The organism is Pantoea sp. B566 (assembly GCF_024793925.1).
In the GTDB taxonomy this organism is placed as follows: domain Bacteria; phylum Pseudomonadota; class Gammaproteobacteria; order Enterobacterales; family Enterobacteriaceae; genus Pantoea; species Pantoea ananatis.
In genome coordinates, this window is sequence record NZ_JANUQL010000003.1 from 2,117,436 (window position 1) to 2,132,124 (window position 14,689).

A 14,689-nucleotide genomic window follows, 5' to 3' on the forward strand; every position below is an offset into this window, starting at 1 on the left:
TCAGGCGGAAAGGGTCAGGGTCACGGGATTAGCCACGGCCACCAGCCGCTGCACAAAAATACCCGGCGTGACGACGTTTTCAGGATCGAGCTGGCCGAGCGGCACCAGTTCTGCCACCTGCGCAATCGTGGTCGTAGCGGCCATGGCCATCACCGGACCAAAATTTCGTGCCGCTTTGCGGTAAACAAGGTTGCCCCAGCGGTCGCCCTGATGCGCTTTGATCAGGGCAAAATCAGCCTTGAGCGGCTTTTCAAATACGTAATGACGACCGTCGATTTCACGGGTTTCTTTGCCCTCCGCCAGCGGTGTACCAAAGGCGGTTGGCGTGAAAATCCCCCCCAGCCCGCTCCCTGCCGCCTGCATTCTGGCGGCAAGGTTGCCCTGCGGCACCAGCTCCAGTGCAATTTCTCCCCGGCGATAGCGTTCGTCGAACACCCAGGAATCGACCTGGCGGGGAAAAGAGCAAATCATCTTCTCAACACAGCCGGCCTTCAGCAGCGCGGCCAGGCCACTTTCGCCGTTGCCCGCGTTGTTGCTGATCACCGTCAGCCCGCGCACGCCATGGTCAATCAGCGCATCAATCAGCTCCAGGGGCTGGCCTGCGGGTCCAAATCCGCCAATCATGATGCTGGCCCCGTCCGGTATCACCGCAACGGCCTCTGCCAGCGTTGCCACACTTTTATCGATCATCTGCTCTTCCTTTCGCCCGGCACAGGCCGGCTTGTCGTGAATAGCCAAAAAGTAGATCGCTCTGTGACAGCAAACAATACCGATAATCGAAATAGTGTGCGATTATCGGTCACTGACGGGATAAAACAGGACATTGTGATCGCGCACACAGGCGTGCGCGCATCAAGCCACTGACAGGAGAAAACCATGACGGATGAACAACAACGACTGCGCGGTAACAGCGATCCCTGGAAAGGCGATCCCAATTTTATGGCCTCCCTGGCGCGGGGACTGGAAGTGCTACAGGCGTTTACGCCACAGCGCCGCCTGATGTCCGTGTCGCAAATCAGTCAGCGTACGGGCATTCCCCGTGCGGCCGTGCGGCGCTGTCTGTATACGCTGAGCAAGCTGGGGTTTGTGTATGCGGAGGATGGCAAAAACTTTGAACTGCGTCCGCGCGTGCTCTCTCTCGGCCACAACTGGTTAGGCGCAACGCCGCTTGCCAGCGCCTCGCAGCCGGTTTTGCGTCAGCTCAGCCAGACGCTGAACGAGTCCTGTTCGATGGCGGTACTGGACGGGGACGACATTCTCTACATCGCCCGTGCGTCGGCATCGCGCATTATGACGATTGACCTGCACATCGGCAGCCGCCTGCCTGCCAGCACCACCTCCATGGGAAGAGTGCTGTTAAGCGGCCTGGCCAGTGAACCGCTTAACGATTACCTGGCGCGCTTGACCCAGCTGCGTTATACCAGTCATACGCTGGTAAGCAGCAGCGCGCTGCGTGAAGAACTGGCGCGCGTCAGGCAGCAGGGCTACGCCATTAACGATCAGGAACTGGAAATCGGGCTGCGATCTCTCGCCGTGCCGCTCAGCGCGCCGGGGGGCCGAATAGTGGCCGCGCTCAACGTGGGCGTGCATGCCGGGCAGGTTTCTGCCGATACGCTGCGCCAGCACCATTTGCCGCTGCTGCAGGAGGCGGCCCGGGAAATCTCCCTGCTGCTGCGTCAATAATCTGTTTTGCCCCTCAACGTCGCTGCAAAATTCGTGGTAACGTGAAGGCTGAGTTGCAAGCGGCAAAGTAGAGAGTTATGACCACGAAAAAAATTGATACCACCCTCGTCAGCGCTGGACGCAACAAGCGTTATACCCAAGGCTCGGTGAATGCGGTCATTCAGCGAGCCTCTTCACTGGTTTTCGATAGCGTTGCAGAGAAAAAACGGGCCACCGCAGGGCGCGCGAAAGGCGAACTGTTTTACGGCCGTCGCGGCACCCTGACGCATTTCGCCTTGCAGGATGCCATGACGGAGCTGGAGGGCGGCGCGGGCTGTGTTCTCTATCCTTGCGGCGCAGCAGCCGTCTCCAATGCCATCCTCGCGTTTGTCGAAGCGGGCGACCACATTTTAATGAGCGGCGCCGTTTACGAACCGACTCAGGACTTCTGCACAAAAATACTCAGCAAGCTCCAGGTCTCGACCACCTGGTTTGATCACTGTATTGGTCACGACATCGCCGCGCTGATTCAGCCCAATACCCGCGTGGTTTTCCTGGAATCTCCTGCCTCCATCACCATGGAAGTGCAGGACGTGCCGGCTATCGTTGCGGCGATACGCGCTAAAGCGCCAGACGCCATCATTATGATCGACAACACCTGGGCGGCAGGCGTGCTGTTCAGCCCGCTGGCCCTGGGCGTGGATATTTCTATTCAGGCTGGAACGAAATACCTGATCGGCCACAGTGACGCCATGATTGGCACCGCTGTCGCCAACGCCCGCTGCTGGGACCAACTGCGCGAAAACAGCTACCTGATGGGCCAGATGGTGGATGCCGATACGGCTTACATGGCAAGCCGTGGCTTACGTACGTTGGGCGTGCGCCTGCGCCAGCATGAAGAGAGTGCGCTGCAGGTCGCAGAGTGGCTTTCTGCGCGCCCTGAAGTGGCGCGTGTTAACCATCCGGCGCTGCCCTCGTGCCGCGGGCATGCATTCTGGCAGCGTGACTTCACCGGCAGCAGCGGTTTATTTTCATTCGTGCTGCGGCAAAAACTGAGCCGTGAACAGCTGGCGAATTATCTCGACCATTTTCATCACTTCAGCATGGCTTATTCCTGGGGTGGATATGAGTCACTGATTTTAGCCAACCAGCCCGAAGAGTTAGCGGCCATTCGCCCGGCCGGTGGCGTTGACTTTGAGGGGACGCTGATACGGCTCCACATTGGTCTTGAGCATGTCGATGACCTGCTGGTCGATCTTGAGGCAGGCTTTGATCGCCTGACGCGCTAAAATAGTAAACACGATATAAACCAGGCGCCGACCGTCGTGATATTACACCCGGTCATGGCTGGTTAGCTGTTAACATTCGATCTATAAAAAAGTGTTCAGTCAGCAGAAGAACCGCAACATTTTACCCCTTCACCGCGCAATGCTGTGGTGGGAAGTAAGAGGTCAGCCAGGTCTGAACAGAACAATTGAGTTTCATTTTGACGTAATGGGATAGCTAATGGGTGTTTTACACGAGATTGTGCACGCGCTTTGGCATCAGGACTTTGCCGCGCTGGCCAATCCAGAAGTGGTCTGGATCGTTTACAGCGTAATGTTTATGACGCTATTCCTGGAAAATGGTTTGTTACCTGCCTCTTTTTTGCCTGGCGACAGCCTCTTGCTACTGGCCGGTGCCATGGTGGCTAAAGGCGTGATGGACTTTTTCCCGACACTGGTGATACTTACGGTCGCCGCCAGTCTGGGCTGCTGGCTGAGTTATCTGCAGGGGCGCTGGCTGGGCAACACGAAGCTGGTGAAGAGCTGGCTGATGCAGTTGCCGGCGCAATATCATCAACGCGCCTGGAATATGTTCAACCGCCATGGTCTGATGGCGCTTCTGGTTGGCCGCTTCCTGGCGTTTATTCGTACCCTGTTGCCTACCATGGCGGGCATTTCCGGACTGTCTAATGCCCGTTTCCAGCTGTTTAACTGGCTCAGCGGCCTGCTCTGGGTCGGCATCGTGGTCACGCTGGGTTACGGTATCAGCCAGGTGCCCTTTATCAAACGTCATGAAGATCAGGTCATGGCGATCCTGATGATACTGCCGATGGTGTTACTGGTGGTCGGCCTGGTCGGCAGCGTCATCGTGATCTGGAAAAAACGTCGCCAGAAACACGCCTGACAGCGGGTTGCGTCAGGCGGGCGGTTCGGCCACCGTCTGGCGCACCCGATTCACTTCCTCTCCCGGCGTCACGCCAAAATAGCGTTTAAACTCACGCGAAAATTGCGACGGACTTTCATAGCCAACCCGCACGGCCGCCACGCTGGCTTTCAGGCCATCGTGCAACATCAGCAACCGCGCCTGATGCAGACGATAACGTTTAAGGTACTGTAACGGCGACGTCTGCGTGACGGCCTTAAAGTTATGGTGAAACGCCGACACGCTCATGTTCACTTCCGCCGCCAGCGCATCCACGCTGAGGTTATCGGCATAGTGATTCTCAATGCGGCGCAGCGCGCGAGCGATCTGGCTGAACTGCGTCTGCCGACTCACCAGCGAGAGCAGCGCGCCGCCTATCGGCCCGGTCAGCACGTAATAAATAATCTCCCGCACAATATGCGGCCCCAGCACGCGCGCATCGCGCGGCTGCGTCATCACATCCAGCAGGCGTTCTGCGGCACACAACATGGGCTCGGTTAACCAGCCGGAGTGAATACCGGAGGTGAGCGGCTGTGGCTGAAACCCTTCGTCGTCACCTATATCCATCAGCAGATCCTGCAGACTGGCCGTGTCCACGCGTAAACACATTCCGGCCAACGGCTGCTCCGGTGAGGCCCAGGTTTCGCATTCGACCGGCAAGGGCACGGTCAGCATTAAATATTTTGTGGCGTCGTACTGAAAAACAGTACTGCCGAGATAGCCGGTTTTACCGCCCTGAAACAGAATGACGATGCCCGGCTGATACATGATGGGCGTGCGCGGACGATACTGATCGGCGTAGATCAGAGAAACGTTTTCTACCGGACAGCGCTGGTGACGGCCATGTGTCATCAGCGTGACCACCTGCTGAGCCAGACGTTGGCACAATGCGTCGTGAGGCATAATCACTCCAGAAAATAAAACAGCAGTTTGCCGCGCGCCTGGTTAATTCGCCAGCAAAATGGAGAATCAGGCAAGAAGTTTACAGGATCAGGCAGGGTTATCCTGTGCGGTTCACAGGCAGCCTGAAAATTGTTAGCTAGACTTAAGCACAGCGAGGATTCACTGGTTTACTGCAAATGTAAGGAGCATGTTATGGCAGACCAACCCATTATCAAACTGCACGATGGTAACATGATGCCGCAACTGGGACTTGGCGTGTGGCAAGCCAGCGTCGAAGATGCCCGTCATGCCGTGCTGAAAGCGCTGGAGGTCGGCTATCGCTCAATTGATACCGCCGCCGCGTATAAAAATGAAGAAGCCATAGGTCAGGCGCTACAGGAAACGGAGGTCGCGCGTGACGATATCTTTGTCACGACCAAGCTGTGGAACAGCGACCAGCAAAACGTTCAGCAGGCGCTGGAAACCAGCCTGGAAAAACTCAAGCTGGATCAGGTTGACCTCTATCTGATGCACTGGCCGTGTCCTGAGAATGATCACTACGTTGAAGCCTGGAAACACATGATCGCACTGCAGCAGCAGGGCCTGGTGAAGAGCATCGGCGTGTGCAACTTTAATCAGCCGCACCTGAAGCGACTGCTGGAAGAGACGGGCGTGACTCCGGTCATCAACCAGATTGAGCTGCATCCCATGCTGCAACAGCGCACGCTCCATGCCTGGAACGCCATGCACCAGATTCAGACTGAATCCTGGAGTCCGCTGGCCCAGGGCGGTGAAGGCGTATTCGATCAGGACATCATCAAATCGCTGGCGAAAAAATACGGTAAAACCCCGGCGCAAATCGTCATCCGCTGGCACCTGGACAGCGGCCTGGTGGTGATCCCTAAATCCGTCACGCCTGCGCGCATTGAAGAAAATTTCAAGGTGTTTGATTTCCGTCTGGATAAGACAGAAATGAGCGAGATTGCGAAGCTGGACAGCGGTAATCGCCTGGGGCCTGACCCGGATACGTTCAACGGCTGACCATCGCCTGCCTCGACTTAACAAGAGAGTGGGTACGCATCGCCTCTCCCGGCTGGGGGAGGCTTTTTTTATGGCTGCGCGGGAGCGGGGAGTTTTAAGATTTTTTAAAATCTGTGTCAAAGGACATCATTGATGATCAGCCTGCGTCAGGCGCATTCGTCTTCTCCGGCACAAGATGAGCGGCTCGCCAGCACATCGCCACATCCTGCGCCTCGTTAAGTCAAATCCCCCCTCTAAAACCTTGCCTTATCCGCCAGCAATACGGTTATCTGTGCCGTTTAAAAACGGGCTCAGCCTGCTGGTGGCCCCGTTCCCTGTTAGCGCGACACGCTTTGCAACACACCGCCGGGCTGACTGACTGTGCCGGTCTGATAACCGGGGTGATAATGATTAACGTTATGATCTTTTAGCCTGGCTCTGCTGCCTGCCCGCCCCCGTTCAAGGGATCGCGGCATTAAGGCGCAGTGAAGTAAAGCGTAACGTTATCAACCCAGGAGCCTGTCATGTCGGTTATCAATACCAATATCCTGTCATTGATCGTTCAGAATGACCTTTTCCTTTCGCAAAACGCGATGTCGACGGCCATTGAACGCCTCTCTTCCGGACTCCGCATTAACAGCGCTAAAGATGATGCTGCCGGGATGGCGATAGCTAACCGTCTGACCTCAAGGATCAACGGAATGACGGTTGCCACCCGAAACGCCGGTGAGGGTATTTCGCTGTCACAAACCGCTGAGGGCGCGCTCGATGAAATAAATAACAACCTGCAACGTATACGCGACCTGACGGTACAGGCACAAAATGGAAGCAACTCCGCTGCGGATATCGACTCGATTCAGACCGAAGTGAACCAGCGAATGGAGGAAATTAACCGCATTACGGCGCAAACGGATTTCAATGGCATTAAGGTGCTGAATACCGGATCGGGTGCGTCCGAGTATCGCTTTCAGGTCGGTGCGGAAGACGGTGAAACCATCAGCATCGATATTGACTCGAGTGACCGGTACAACCTGCTAAAAGCGGGAACAACCGGCACCACGCTCAACGTCCGGCAGATGACATCAGGTGACACCGTTAACGGGGCCGCACGTACGGTTGCCGCAGAGGGTTTTGACGTTCTGAAAGGCGCAGTGACTGGCGGAGCGAACGGGACAGCGACGGGGAACTCGCCTCTGACTGATATTGACCGGGCGATTCAGTTCGTTGACACGCAACGCAGCATGATGGGGGCAGACCAGAACCGCTTTCAGTCCGCTATCGCCAACCTGGGGAGCATGGTAACCAATCTCACTGCCGCACGGAGCCGGATAGAGGATGTTGATTACGCGACAGAAGTATCGGCGCTGTCACAGGCGCAGATTTTACAGCAGGCCGGCGTAGCGATGCTGGCTCAGGCCAACCAGATGCCCCAGTTGATGCTGCAGCTTCTTCGGTTTTAATCTCCGAAGGGCACGGGCAGGAGAGGCTCTCCTGCCCTGTTGAAGCACGCGTGCCGCTAAGACAGCGTGGGTTGCGTCAGCAGCTGACCTGCCGTGCCGCGATCCGCCAGTTCCAGCGTCTGGCTGTGATAGACAAACGGAAAATGCTCAGAAGAACTTTGCGTAAAGCTCACCAGCAGCTCTACATCCCCGTCCACCCAGACCGTGTCCTTCCAGCCGCGATCTTCGCCCATCGGCTGAGCGCCGTTTACGCTCTTAATCAGGAACATGACGCCCTGGATGTGGAAAGATTGCGGACGATCGGCGCGAATAATCCAGCGTTCGAACGTGCCCTGCTGTGCGGTAGAATCAATGCGGTTCATATCCCAGACGGCACCATTGATGCCCGGCAGGCTGTCGCCAATGCGGAACTCACGCGTGCGTACCGAGGCGCCATCCAGAATCTGATCGGCCAGCAAACGCATCGGCAGGTTATCCGTCACCAGCGGCAGCAGGCCGGTAGGCCGCAGCGTAAGCACCAGCGTTGAGGTCAGGATCGTAGAGGGCTCAAAGAAACCGCGCAAACGATCCATAATGCCCGCCGCCGTGCCTGCCGTGATGGAGACTTCATCCCCTTGCGACATATCCACTAAGACTTCACGCCGTTCGCCCGGCGCCAGAGTTAAGCGCTGTACGGCGACGGGTGACGGCAGAAAGCCCTGATCGCTGGCAATCACCGTGAAGGGCCGGTTGTCACTGAGGCTCAGTTCATAACGCCGCGCATTGGAGGCGTTAAGCAACCGCAGACGGACCCAGCCACGTGATACCTCGACAAAAGGGTTACGCACACCGTTAACCAGCAGCGTATCGCCGAGAAAACCGCCGTCGCCCGGTGGGTCATAAACCGGCGTGGCAAAGTTATCCAGCCGTTTATCCTGAATAATCAGGGGGAAATCATCCACGCCATAGTGTTTCGGCAAAGGTAGCTGCTTGCTGATGTCATCCTCAATCAGCCACATGCCCGCCAGGCCGTTGTAGACGTGCGGGGCCATGCGATTTGGCGTGTTGGCGTGATACCAGCAGGTCGCGGCACTCTGGCGAATGGGTAAAACCGGTGCCCAGTCGACCCCGGCTGACATCATGCGCGGCGCGCCGCCCATCAGTGCGCCCGGCACCTGCAGGCCACTGACCGTCATTGAAACGGGTTCATTGAGGCGGTTGCTGTAAATCAGTTTGACATCATCACCGCTGTACACGCGCACCGTGGGGCCGAGGTACATGCCGTTGATGCCCCAGACCGGGACTTTATTGTTATCGCCGTTAAACGACCAGTGGCTGCGCTGCAGGGTCAGAAACAGCGGCTGACCGCGGCGAGATTCCAGTAGCGGCGGGACAGGCAGGGGCGTATCACCGCCCGCAGAAGCGGCACGCGCCGCATGAGGTACAAGCGCGGCACTGAGCGCCGCACCGGCAGAAAGCTGGATAAACTGACGTCTGCTGAAAGACATTGAATTTCAGACCTTTTACGCGTGGCGCTGAACCGCCAACTCTGTTTTTATTGCTGTCATTGCTGTGCTGCGTGCACGGCGAGCAACGTCATGCTGACTCACCGTGGGGCATCCATGCAGAATAGTCCGATAAAGGGCTTATCGGTTAGATTTTACCGTTTTTTTCGCGTTCTTCGACTTCGGCGTTCAGCTCTTCCAGCTTGGCCGCCATCAATTCCCGGCAGTGAGTCGCCAGCTTGCGCACCGAAGAGGATTCGAATTGTTTCACGTCTACCGGCGGCAGCATTTCCACAATCACCAGTCCGTTTTTCAGGCGGTTGAGGTTAATCTTGCCGTGAGTATTCGATACCACAATCGGAATGATCGGCACGCCTGCGGCAACGGCGGCATGAAATGCCCCGGTTTTAAAGGGTAACAACCCACGACCACGGCTGCGCGTGCCCTCCGGGAACATCCAGAAGGAGATGCGTTTTTTATTAAACTGATCCACCAGCTCACCGATCGTCCCGTGTGCTTTGGCGCGGTTGTCACGATCGATCAGCAGGTTGCCGGTCAGCCAGTAAAGCTGACCAAAAAAAGGTATCCACAACAGGCTTTTTTTACCGACGGTGACCGTTGTTGGCTGCACAATCTTGGCTGCAGTGACCATATCGTAGTTGTTCTGGTGGTTAGCGATGTAAATCGCGTTGCCGTAGTTATCCGCGCCTTCGGGCCGACGAAGCTCAACTTTAAGCCCAAACAGCGTCGATAATTTGCCAAACAGGTGACCAAAGGTCGCAACGTGGCGCGGATTACGTGGCGAGAACAGGCACCAGATACAGCCAAAAAAACTCAGCAATATTGAATAAATCACTACGATAATAGTGCGTAATATCAGTAACATATTTTCCTCAATGTGACACGGCTGGCCGGGGCCAGCCGGGTGAATTACGCGTCGCTGTCCGCGCTGCCGGGACGTGCCGGCGCATCCAGTTCGACCCGATCAATTTTTTGCAGGCCGCGCGGCAGCAGTGTGCCACGACGGCCGCGATCGGCACGGAACTTCTGCAACTCTTCACTGCGTAACAGCAGCTTGCGTTTGCCAACGTGTAGCGTAATCGCACTGCCCGGTGGCAGGATCATCAGCCAGGCCAGTTTATCCGCTCCCGACGCGGCATCCGCAGACGGAATCGAGATAATCTTGTTGCCCTTGCCCTTTGACATCTGCGGCAGCTCGCCGACCGGGAACATCAACATCCTGCCCGCCTGCGTAATGGCCAGCAGCATGTCATCTTCGTGATGTACAGCCATGGGCGTCATCACGCGGGCATTTTCAGGCAGCGTCAGCAGCGCTTTACCCGCACGGTTGCGCGAAATCAGATCGTTGAAGGTACAGATGAAACCGTATCCGGCATCAGACGCCATCAGCAAACGCTGCTCTTCCGGCTCCATCAGCACCTGCTCCATAACTGCACCCGGCGGTGGCGTCAGCTTACCGGTCAGCGGCTCGCCCTGCCCGCGTGCCGACGGCAGCGAGGTGGGATCCAGCGTATAGCTGCGTCCGGTGGAATCGATAAAGGCCACAGGTTGGTTACTCTTGCCGCGCGCCGCCGCCAGATAGCTGTCGCCCGCTTTGTAGCTCAGCCCTGCCGGGTCGATGTCATGTCCTTTAGCGCTGCGCACCCAGCCCATCTGCGACAGCACAATGGTGACAGGCTCGGACGGCACCAGCTCGGTTTCACTCAGCGCTTTCGCTTCTTCACGCTCACGCAGCGGTGAACGGCGGTCGTCGCCAAAATTGTTGCTGTCTGCCTGCAGCTCTTTTTTCAGCAGCGTATTCATTTTGCGTTCGGACGCCAGAATCGCCTGCAGCTGATCGCGCTCTTTTTCCAGCTCGCTCTGCTCGCCGCGAATCTTCATCTCTTCCAGCTTGGCCAAATGACGCAGCTTGAGTTCAAGGATCGCTTCAGCCTGGGTTTCGCTAATGTCAAAGCGCGACATCAGTACCGGTTTCGGCTCGTCCTCGGTACGGATGATATGAATCACTTCATCAATATTGAGGAACGCCACCAGCAAACCGTCAAGGATATGCAAACGGCGCAGCACGCGATCTAAACGGTAGTTCAGACGGCGGCGCACGGTGTCACGACGGAACACTAACCATTCAGACAGGATCTCCAGCAGGTTTTTTACCGCCGGACGGTTATCCAGGCCGATCATATTGAGGTTGATGCGGTAGCTTTTTTCCAGATCGGTGGTGGCGAACAGGTGGTTCATGACCTGCTCAAGATCGACGCGATTGGATCGCGGCACGATCACCAGCCGGGTGGGGTTTTCGTGATCGGATTCGTCACGAAGATCCTCTACCATCGGCAGCTTTTTGTTGCGCATCTGGTTGGCGATCTGCTCCAGCACGCGCGCGCCGGATACCTGATGCGGCAGCGCGGTGATCACCACTTCGCCGTCTTCTTTTTTCCACACCGCGCGCTGACGCACCGAACCGCGTCCGTTCTGATAGATTTTGCGAATCTCGTCACGAGGCGTGATGATCTCGGCTTCAGTCGGGAAATCCGGGCCCTGCACGATTTCCAGCAGCGCATCCAGGCTGGTTTTCGGATCGTCAATCAGGGCGATAGCGGCCTGCGCCACTTCACGCAGGTTGTGCGGCGGAATATCCGTTGCCATGCCCACCGCAATGCCGGTGGTGCCGTTCAGCAGGATGTTCGGCAGCCGCGCCGGCAGCATCTTGGGCTCCTGCATCGTGCCGTCAAAGTTCGGCACCCAGTCAGCCGTGCCCTGCCCCAGCTCGCCCAGCAGCACTTCGGCATACTTCGACAGGCGCGACTCGGTATAACGCATGGCGGCGAAAGATTTAGGATCGTCCGGCGCGCCCCAGTTTCCCTGGCCATCGACCAGCGGATAGCGGTAGGAGAACGGCTGTGCCATCAGTACCATGGCTTCATAGCAGGCACTGTCGCCATGAGGATGGTATTTACCCAGCACGTCACCGACGGTACGGGCGGATTTTTTAAATTTGGCGGTGGCGTTCAGCCCCAGCTCTGACATGGCATAGACAATGCGGCGCTGCACGGGCTTTAAACCGTCGCCAATATAAGGCAGCGCGCGGTCCATGATGACGTACATGGAGTAATTTAAGTACGCATTCTCAGTAAACGTATGCAGGGCAAGACGCTCTGCACCATCCTGCGTCAATTCGCTCATTAAGTCCTCATCCTCACATCGTGACCCGCAACGGCGGATCACCCGGCGGTTGTTTGGCGAGGATAGTACCTTATTCGTGGGTGTTAGTCACAGGCCAGACGCAGTCAGGCCTGGGGTTTTTTCCCGGTTGACCGATCGCCGAAAATCCGCCTCAGGACAAAATGCCGAATGTCTTATTTCTAATAGTTTGTGACCGCGCTCGCAATTAATTACCGGCGACGTTATAGCGTATTAATCCTGTCCCGTTTCGGGGACAACATTTAGTATTGTTGATTCGCCTTCCACGCCCTACATTCAATTTTAACGCTGTTACACACTTTTATTTTTTTCCAGGTTGGATTTAACGAATTGCCACTTAAGCACCGCTAACGAAATAATAGACAGGTGACTGAATGCAGAATCTGACTTCACGACAACACCGGTTACTGAAATTACTGCTGCAGGCGGGTACGCCGCTGGCTTTAACGCAATTAGCCCAGCAGTTAACCGTTTCTGAAAAAAGTATTTATCGCGATTTGCAAAGCCTGGAAATCTGGCTGGGCGCCTGGCAGGCGCAGTTGATCAAGCTGCCCGGTCGCAGCGTGATACTGCAAACCGAGGATATCGCGCAACGCCTGCGATTACAGCAGCATCTGGCCAGTGAAGAGAACTGGTCTGAAGGTTTAAGCAACAATGCACGCCGGGTGAAAATTCTGTCACAGCTGCTGAGGGATGCGCCGCGTGAAACCTCCATCAGTAAGTTATCTGAACGCTATTTCATTAGTCACGCTTCTATCGTCAACGATTTAAAGGTCATTGAAGAGTGGCTACAACCGCTGGCGCTGGCGCTGGTCAGAAGTCAGAGCGGTACGCATGTCGAAGGCAGTGAGCAGGCATTACGTCAGGCGATGGTATCGCTGATTAACGATGTTATGCAGCATAACGGTGGCAGTAACACGGCGCTACCGCGGCTGGACCCGGGCAGTTACCAGGCGCTGATCCACTATTTTGGCGAGGAGGATGTGGCGTTTGTGCAGACCTTACTGCAGCAGATGGAGCAGCAGCTTGGCTATCCACTGAGCGATGCGTACTACATCAATCTGTCCACCCACATCCTGATTATGATCCACCGCATGTCGCAGGGTAAGGCTTTATCTCTGCCCTTAGCGCTGAGCGCTCAGGAAATGGATAATCGCATTCTGAAGATTGCCCGTCAGATGGTGCGACAGGTTGAACAACGTTTAGACCAGTCAGTGCCGGCGGATGAAGTCGGATTTATTTATCAGTACATTATTTCGTCGGGCATTGTGGTTGAAGAACGCGGCAGCGATATGTTGCCGCAATATCAATTATCGAATGAAGCCTCGCGTAATATTACGGTTGAATTAATTCGCTGCTTCTCAGAACTTATTCAACAGGACCTCACTGCCGATCCTTTATTATTTGAAGGTTTACTTTTCCATATTAAGCCATTACTTAACCGGCTGAAATATCATATTAGCATTCGTAATCCATTGCTCGATGATATTAAAACGGAGCTGAGTGAAATTTTTACGCTGACTCAGCGGGCCATGCAGCTTACCGCCGCGCGTTTTCATTACGAGTCGATTGCGGACGACGAAGTGGGCTATTTATGTGTCCATTTTCAGGCCGCGCTGGAACGGCAAATCGCCCATAAACGCATTTTGCTGGTCTGTTCCAGCGGCGTCGGCACCTCGCATCTCCTGAAGAGCCGTATTCTGCGCGCGTTCCCGGACTGGATTATTGCGGGCGTCATTTCGGCCAGTAACCTCGGCGATTTTTGCCAACAGGAGCCGGTTGATCTGGTGATCTCGACTATTCACCTCGACACCTCGCTGTTTCCTACCGTGTATGTGACCGCGTTTTTCAATGACGACGATATTCGCCGTGTGACTGACGCCATGATTGGCAGCCAACTGCCGAAGGCCGTTAACAGCGCCCTGGCAGAACATTAACTGAATGAGGTCTGACTGATGGATATTTCTCGCATTCTTACGCCACGCCGCGTCAATCTCAACCTGCAAGCCAGCAGTAAAGAGGAGGCCATCATTGAACTGACCGATTTGCTGTTCAGTGACGGTGCGATTAGCGATAAACAGGCCTTTATCAAGGATGTCTGGCTACGCGAGGCAGAGGGATCGACAGGGTTTGAAAATCACATTGCCATTCCCCACGGGAAATCGTCAGCCGTGAAACAGACCACGTTAGCCATTGGGCGCAGCCAGCAGGATATTCCCTGGGAAACGCTGGATGGCAGCCAGGTGCGCTGCATCATCCTGTTTGCCGTTCGCCTTGAAGATCAAAATACCCCCCATATTCGCCTGCTGTCCCAGGTGGCCAGTGCGCTGGCCGATGATGAGGTGATTGCGCAGTTGCTGGTGGAAAACGACCCCAGCGAAATCATTCGGCTGTTCAGTCAGTACGCCGAAACCGACCTCTGTTAATCCTACACGTCCGAGGTAGACCATGAACATTGTCTGTGTTGCCGCCTGCACGGCGGGTATCGCGCATACCTACATTGCGCGCGAAAAACTGATCAAGGGAGCCCATGCCCTTGGTCACACCATCCACGTGGAAACGCAGGGCACCATTGGTACTGAAAACGCCCTCGATACGGAAACCATCGCCGCCGCCGATGTCGTCATTCTGGCGGTGGATGTCAAGATCAACGGTGAGGAACGCTTTCGCGGCAAACCGATCGTCAGGGTGAAAACTGAAGTGGTGATCAAGTCGCCGATTAAGTTTCTGGAAAAAGTGGCGGATTCACTGGCGCGTGCCTGAGGAGATCCA

Annotated in this window: 13 protein-coding genes; 8 read left to right on the forward strand and 5 right to left on the reverse strand. The window is 55.9% G+C overall.

All coding sequences use genetic code 11. From position 1 onward, the window contains the following. Complete coding sequence (locus NYE92_RS11515) at positions 1–690, reverse strand: 3-oxoacid CoA-transferase subunit A (RefSeq protein WP_014594624.1); 690 nt, start codon at positions 688–690, stop codon at positions 1–3. A gap of 186 nt (positions 691–876) precedes the next feature. On the opposite strand from NYE92_RS11515, the gene NYE92_RS11520 reads away from it, so the two are divergent. From NYE92_RS11520 to NYE92_RS11530, 3 genes are all read left to right on the forward strand, one after another. Beyond that, positions 877–1,683, forward strand: a complete 807-nt coding sequence (locus NYE92_RS11520; protein WP_013027221.1) for an IclR family transcriptional regulator C-terminal domain-containing protein — start codon at positions 877–879, stop codon at positions 1,681–1,683. Between the two features lie 77 nt (positions 1,684–1,760). Then, complete coding sequence (gene metC / locus NYE92_RS11525; RefSeq protein WP_042676737.1) at positions 1,761–2,951, forward strand: cystathionine beta-lyase; 1,191 nt, start codon at positions 1,761–1,763, stop codon at positions 2,949–2,951. Between the two features lie 217 nt (positions 2,952–3,168). Beyond that, positions 3,169–3,831, forward strand: coding sequence for a DedA family protein (locus NYE92_RS11530; protein WP_013027223.1), 663 nt, complete (start codon positions 3,169–3,171; stop codon positions 3,829–3,831). A gap of 12 nt (positions 3,832–3,843) precedes the next feature. Here the strand turns inward: NYE92_RS11530 and NYE92_RS11535 are convergent, their stop codons facing one another. Next, positions 3,844–4,752, reverse strand: a complete 909-nt coding sequence (locus tag NYE92_RS11535; RefSeq protein ID WP_014605038.1) for an AraC family transcriptional regulator — start codon at positions 4,750–4,752, stop codon at positions 3,844–3,846. A gap of 192 nt (positions 4,753–4,944) precedes the next feature. On the opposite strand from NYE92_RS11535, the gene dkgA reads away from it, so the two are divergent. Continuing rightward, positions 4,945–5,772 (forward strand): 2,5-didehydrogluconate reductase DkgA, encoded by an 828-nt coding sequence (gene dkgA / locus NYE92_RS11540; protein ID WP_014594626.1) that lies wholly within the window; start codon positions 4,945–4,947, stop codon positions 5,770–5,772. Positions 5,773–6,275: 503 nt separating this feature from the next. Then, positions 6,276–7,211 carry a flagellin gene (locus NYE92_RS11545; RefSeq protein WP_014594627.1) on the forward strand — a complete coding sequence of 312 codons (936 nt, stop codon included), beginning with the start codon at positions 6,276–6,278 and terminating at the stop codon, positions 7,209–7,211. Positions 7,212–7,267: 56 nt separating this feature from the next. Here the strand turns inward: NYE92_RS11545 and ftsP are convergent, their stop codons facing one another. The 3 genes from ftsP to parC form a co-directional block, all read right to left on the reverse strand. After that, positions 7,268–8,698 (reverse strand): cell division protein FtsP, encoded by a 1,431-nt coding sequence (gene ftsP, locus NYE92_RS11550; protein ID WP_013027227.1) that lies wholly within the window; start codon positions 8,696–8,698, stop codon positions 7,268–7,270. A gap of 145 nt (positions 8,699–8,843) precedes the next feature. Continuing rightward, complete coding sequence (locus tag NYE92_RS11555) at positions 8,844–9,581, reverse strand: 1-acylglycerol-3-phosphate O-acyltransferase (RefSeq protein WP_014594628.1); 738 nt, start codon at positions 9,579–9,581, stop codon at positions 8,844–8,846. A 44-nt stretch (positions 9,582–9,625) separates the two neighbouring features. Beyond that, positions 9,626–11,899: a DNA topoisomerase IV subunit A gene (parC, locus tag NYE92_RS11560; protein WP_014605037.1), complete on the reverse strand. Its 2,274-nt coding sequence runs from the start codon at positions 11,897–11,899 to the stop codon at positions 9,626–9,628. Between the two features lie 392 nt (positions 11,900–12,291). On the opposite strand from parC, the gene NYE92_RS11565 reads away from it, so the two are divergent. Genes NYE92_RS11565 through NYE92_RS11575 form a run of 3 tightly spaced genes read left to right on the forward strand, consistent with a single transcriptional unit; the run spans position 12,292 to position 14,680 of the window. Further along, positions 12,292–13,854: a transcription antiterminator gene (locus NYE92_RS11565; protein WP_259019014.1), complete on the forward strand. Its 1,563-nt coding sequence runs from the start codon at positions 12,292–12,294 to the stop codon at positions 13,852–13,854. An 18-nt stretch (positions 13,855–13,872) separates the two neighbouring features. Beyond that, on the forward strand, positions 13,873–14,343 hold the full coding sequence (locus NYE92_RS11570; protein WP_014594631.1) for a PTS sugar transporter subunit IIA: 471 nt from the start codon (positions 13,873–13,875) through the stop codon (positions 14,341–14,343). A gap of 22 nt (positions 14,344–14,365) precedes the next feature. After that, positions 14,366–14,680 (forward strand): PTS fructose transporter subunit IIB, encoded by a 315-nt coding sequence (locus tag NYE92_RS11575; RefSeq protein ID WP_013027232.1) that lies wholly within the window; start codon positions 14,366–14,368, stop codon positions 14,678–14,680. Positions 14,681–14,689 lie beyond the last annotated feature (9 nt).

Excerpts from the sequence above, each read along its gene's own strand:
- metC (WP_042676737.1), top strand. The coding sequence starts at position 1,761 with ATGACCACGAAAAAAATTGATACCACCCTCGTCAGCGCTGGACGCAAC.
- NYE92_RS11570 (WP_014594631.1), top strand. The coding sequence starts at position 13,873 with ATGGATATTTCTCGCATTCTTACGCCACGCCGCGTCAATCTCAACCTG.
- NYE92_RS11530 (WP_013027223.1), top strand. The coding sequence starts at position 3,169 with ATGGGTGTTTTACACGAGATTGTGCACGCGCTTTGGCATCAGGACTTT.
- NYE92_RS11545 (WP_014594627.1), top strand. The coding sequence starts at position 6,276 with ATGTCGGTTATCAATACCAATATCCTGTCATTGATCGTTCAGAATGAC.
- NYE92_RS11520 (WP_013027221.1), top strand. The coding sequence starts at position 877 with ATGACGGATGAACAACAACGACTGCGCGGTAACAGCGATCCCTGGAAA.
- NYE92_RS11515 (WP_014594624.1), bottom strand. The coding sequence starts at position 690 with ATGATCGATAAAAGTGTGGCAACGCTGGCAGAGGCCGTTGCGGTGATA.
- NYE92_RS11535 (WP_014605038.1), bottom strand. The coding sequence starts at position 4,752 with ATGCCTCACGACGCATTGTGCCAACGTCTGGCTCAGCAGGTGGTCACG.
- NYE92_RS11555 (WP_014594628.1), bottom strand. The coding sequence starts at position 9,581 with ATGTTACTGATATTACGCACTATTATCGTAGTGATTTATTCAATATTG.
- NYE92_RS11565 (WP_259019014.1), top strand. The coding sequence starts at position 12,292 with ATGCAGAATCTGACTTCACGACAACACCGGTTACTGAAATTACTGCTG.
- ftsP (WP_013027227.1), bottom strand. The coding sequence starts at position 8,698 with ATGTCTTTCAGCAGACGTCAGTTTATCCAGCTTTCTGCCGGTGCGGCG.
- NYE92_RS11575 (WP_013027232.1), top strand. The coding sequence starts at position 14,366 with ATGAACATTGTCTGTGTTGCCGCCTGCACGGCGGGTATCGCGCATACC.
- parC (WP_014605037.1), bottom strand. The coding sequence starts at position 11,899 with ATGAGCGAATTGACGCAGGATGGTGCAGAGCGTCTTGCCCTGCATACG.
- dkgA (WP_014594626.1), top strand. The coding sequence starts at position 4,945 with ATGGCAGACCAACCCATTATCAAACTGCACGATGGTAACATGATGCCG.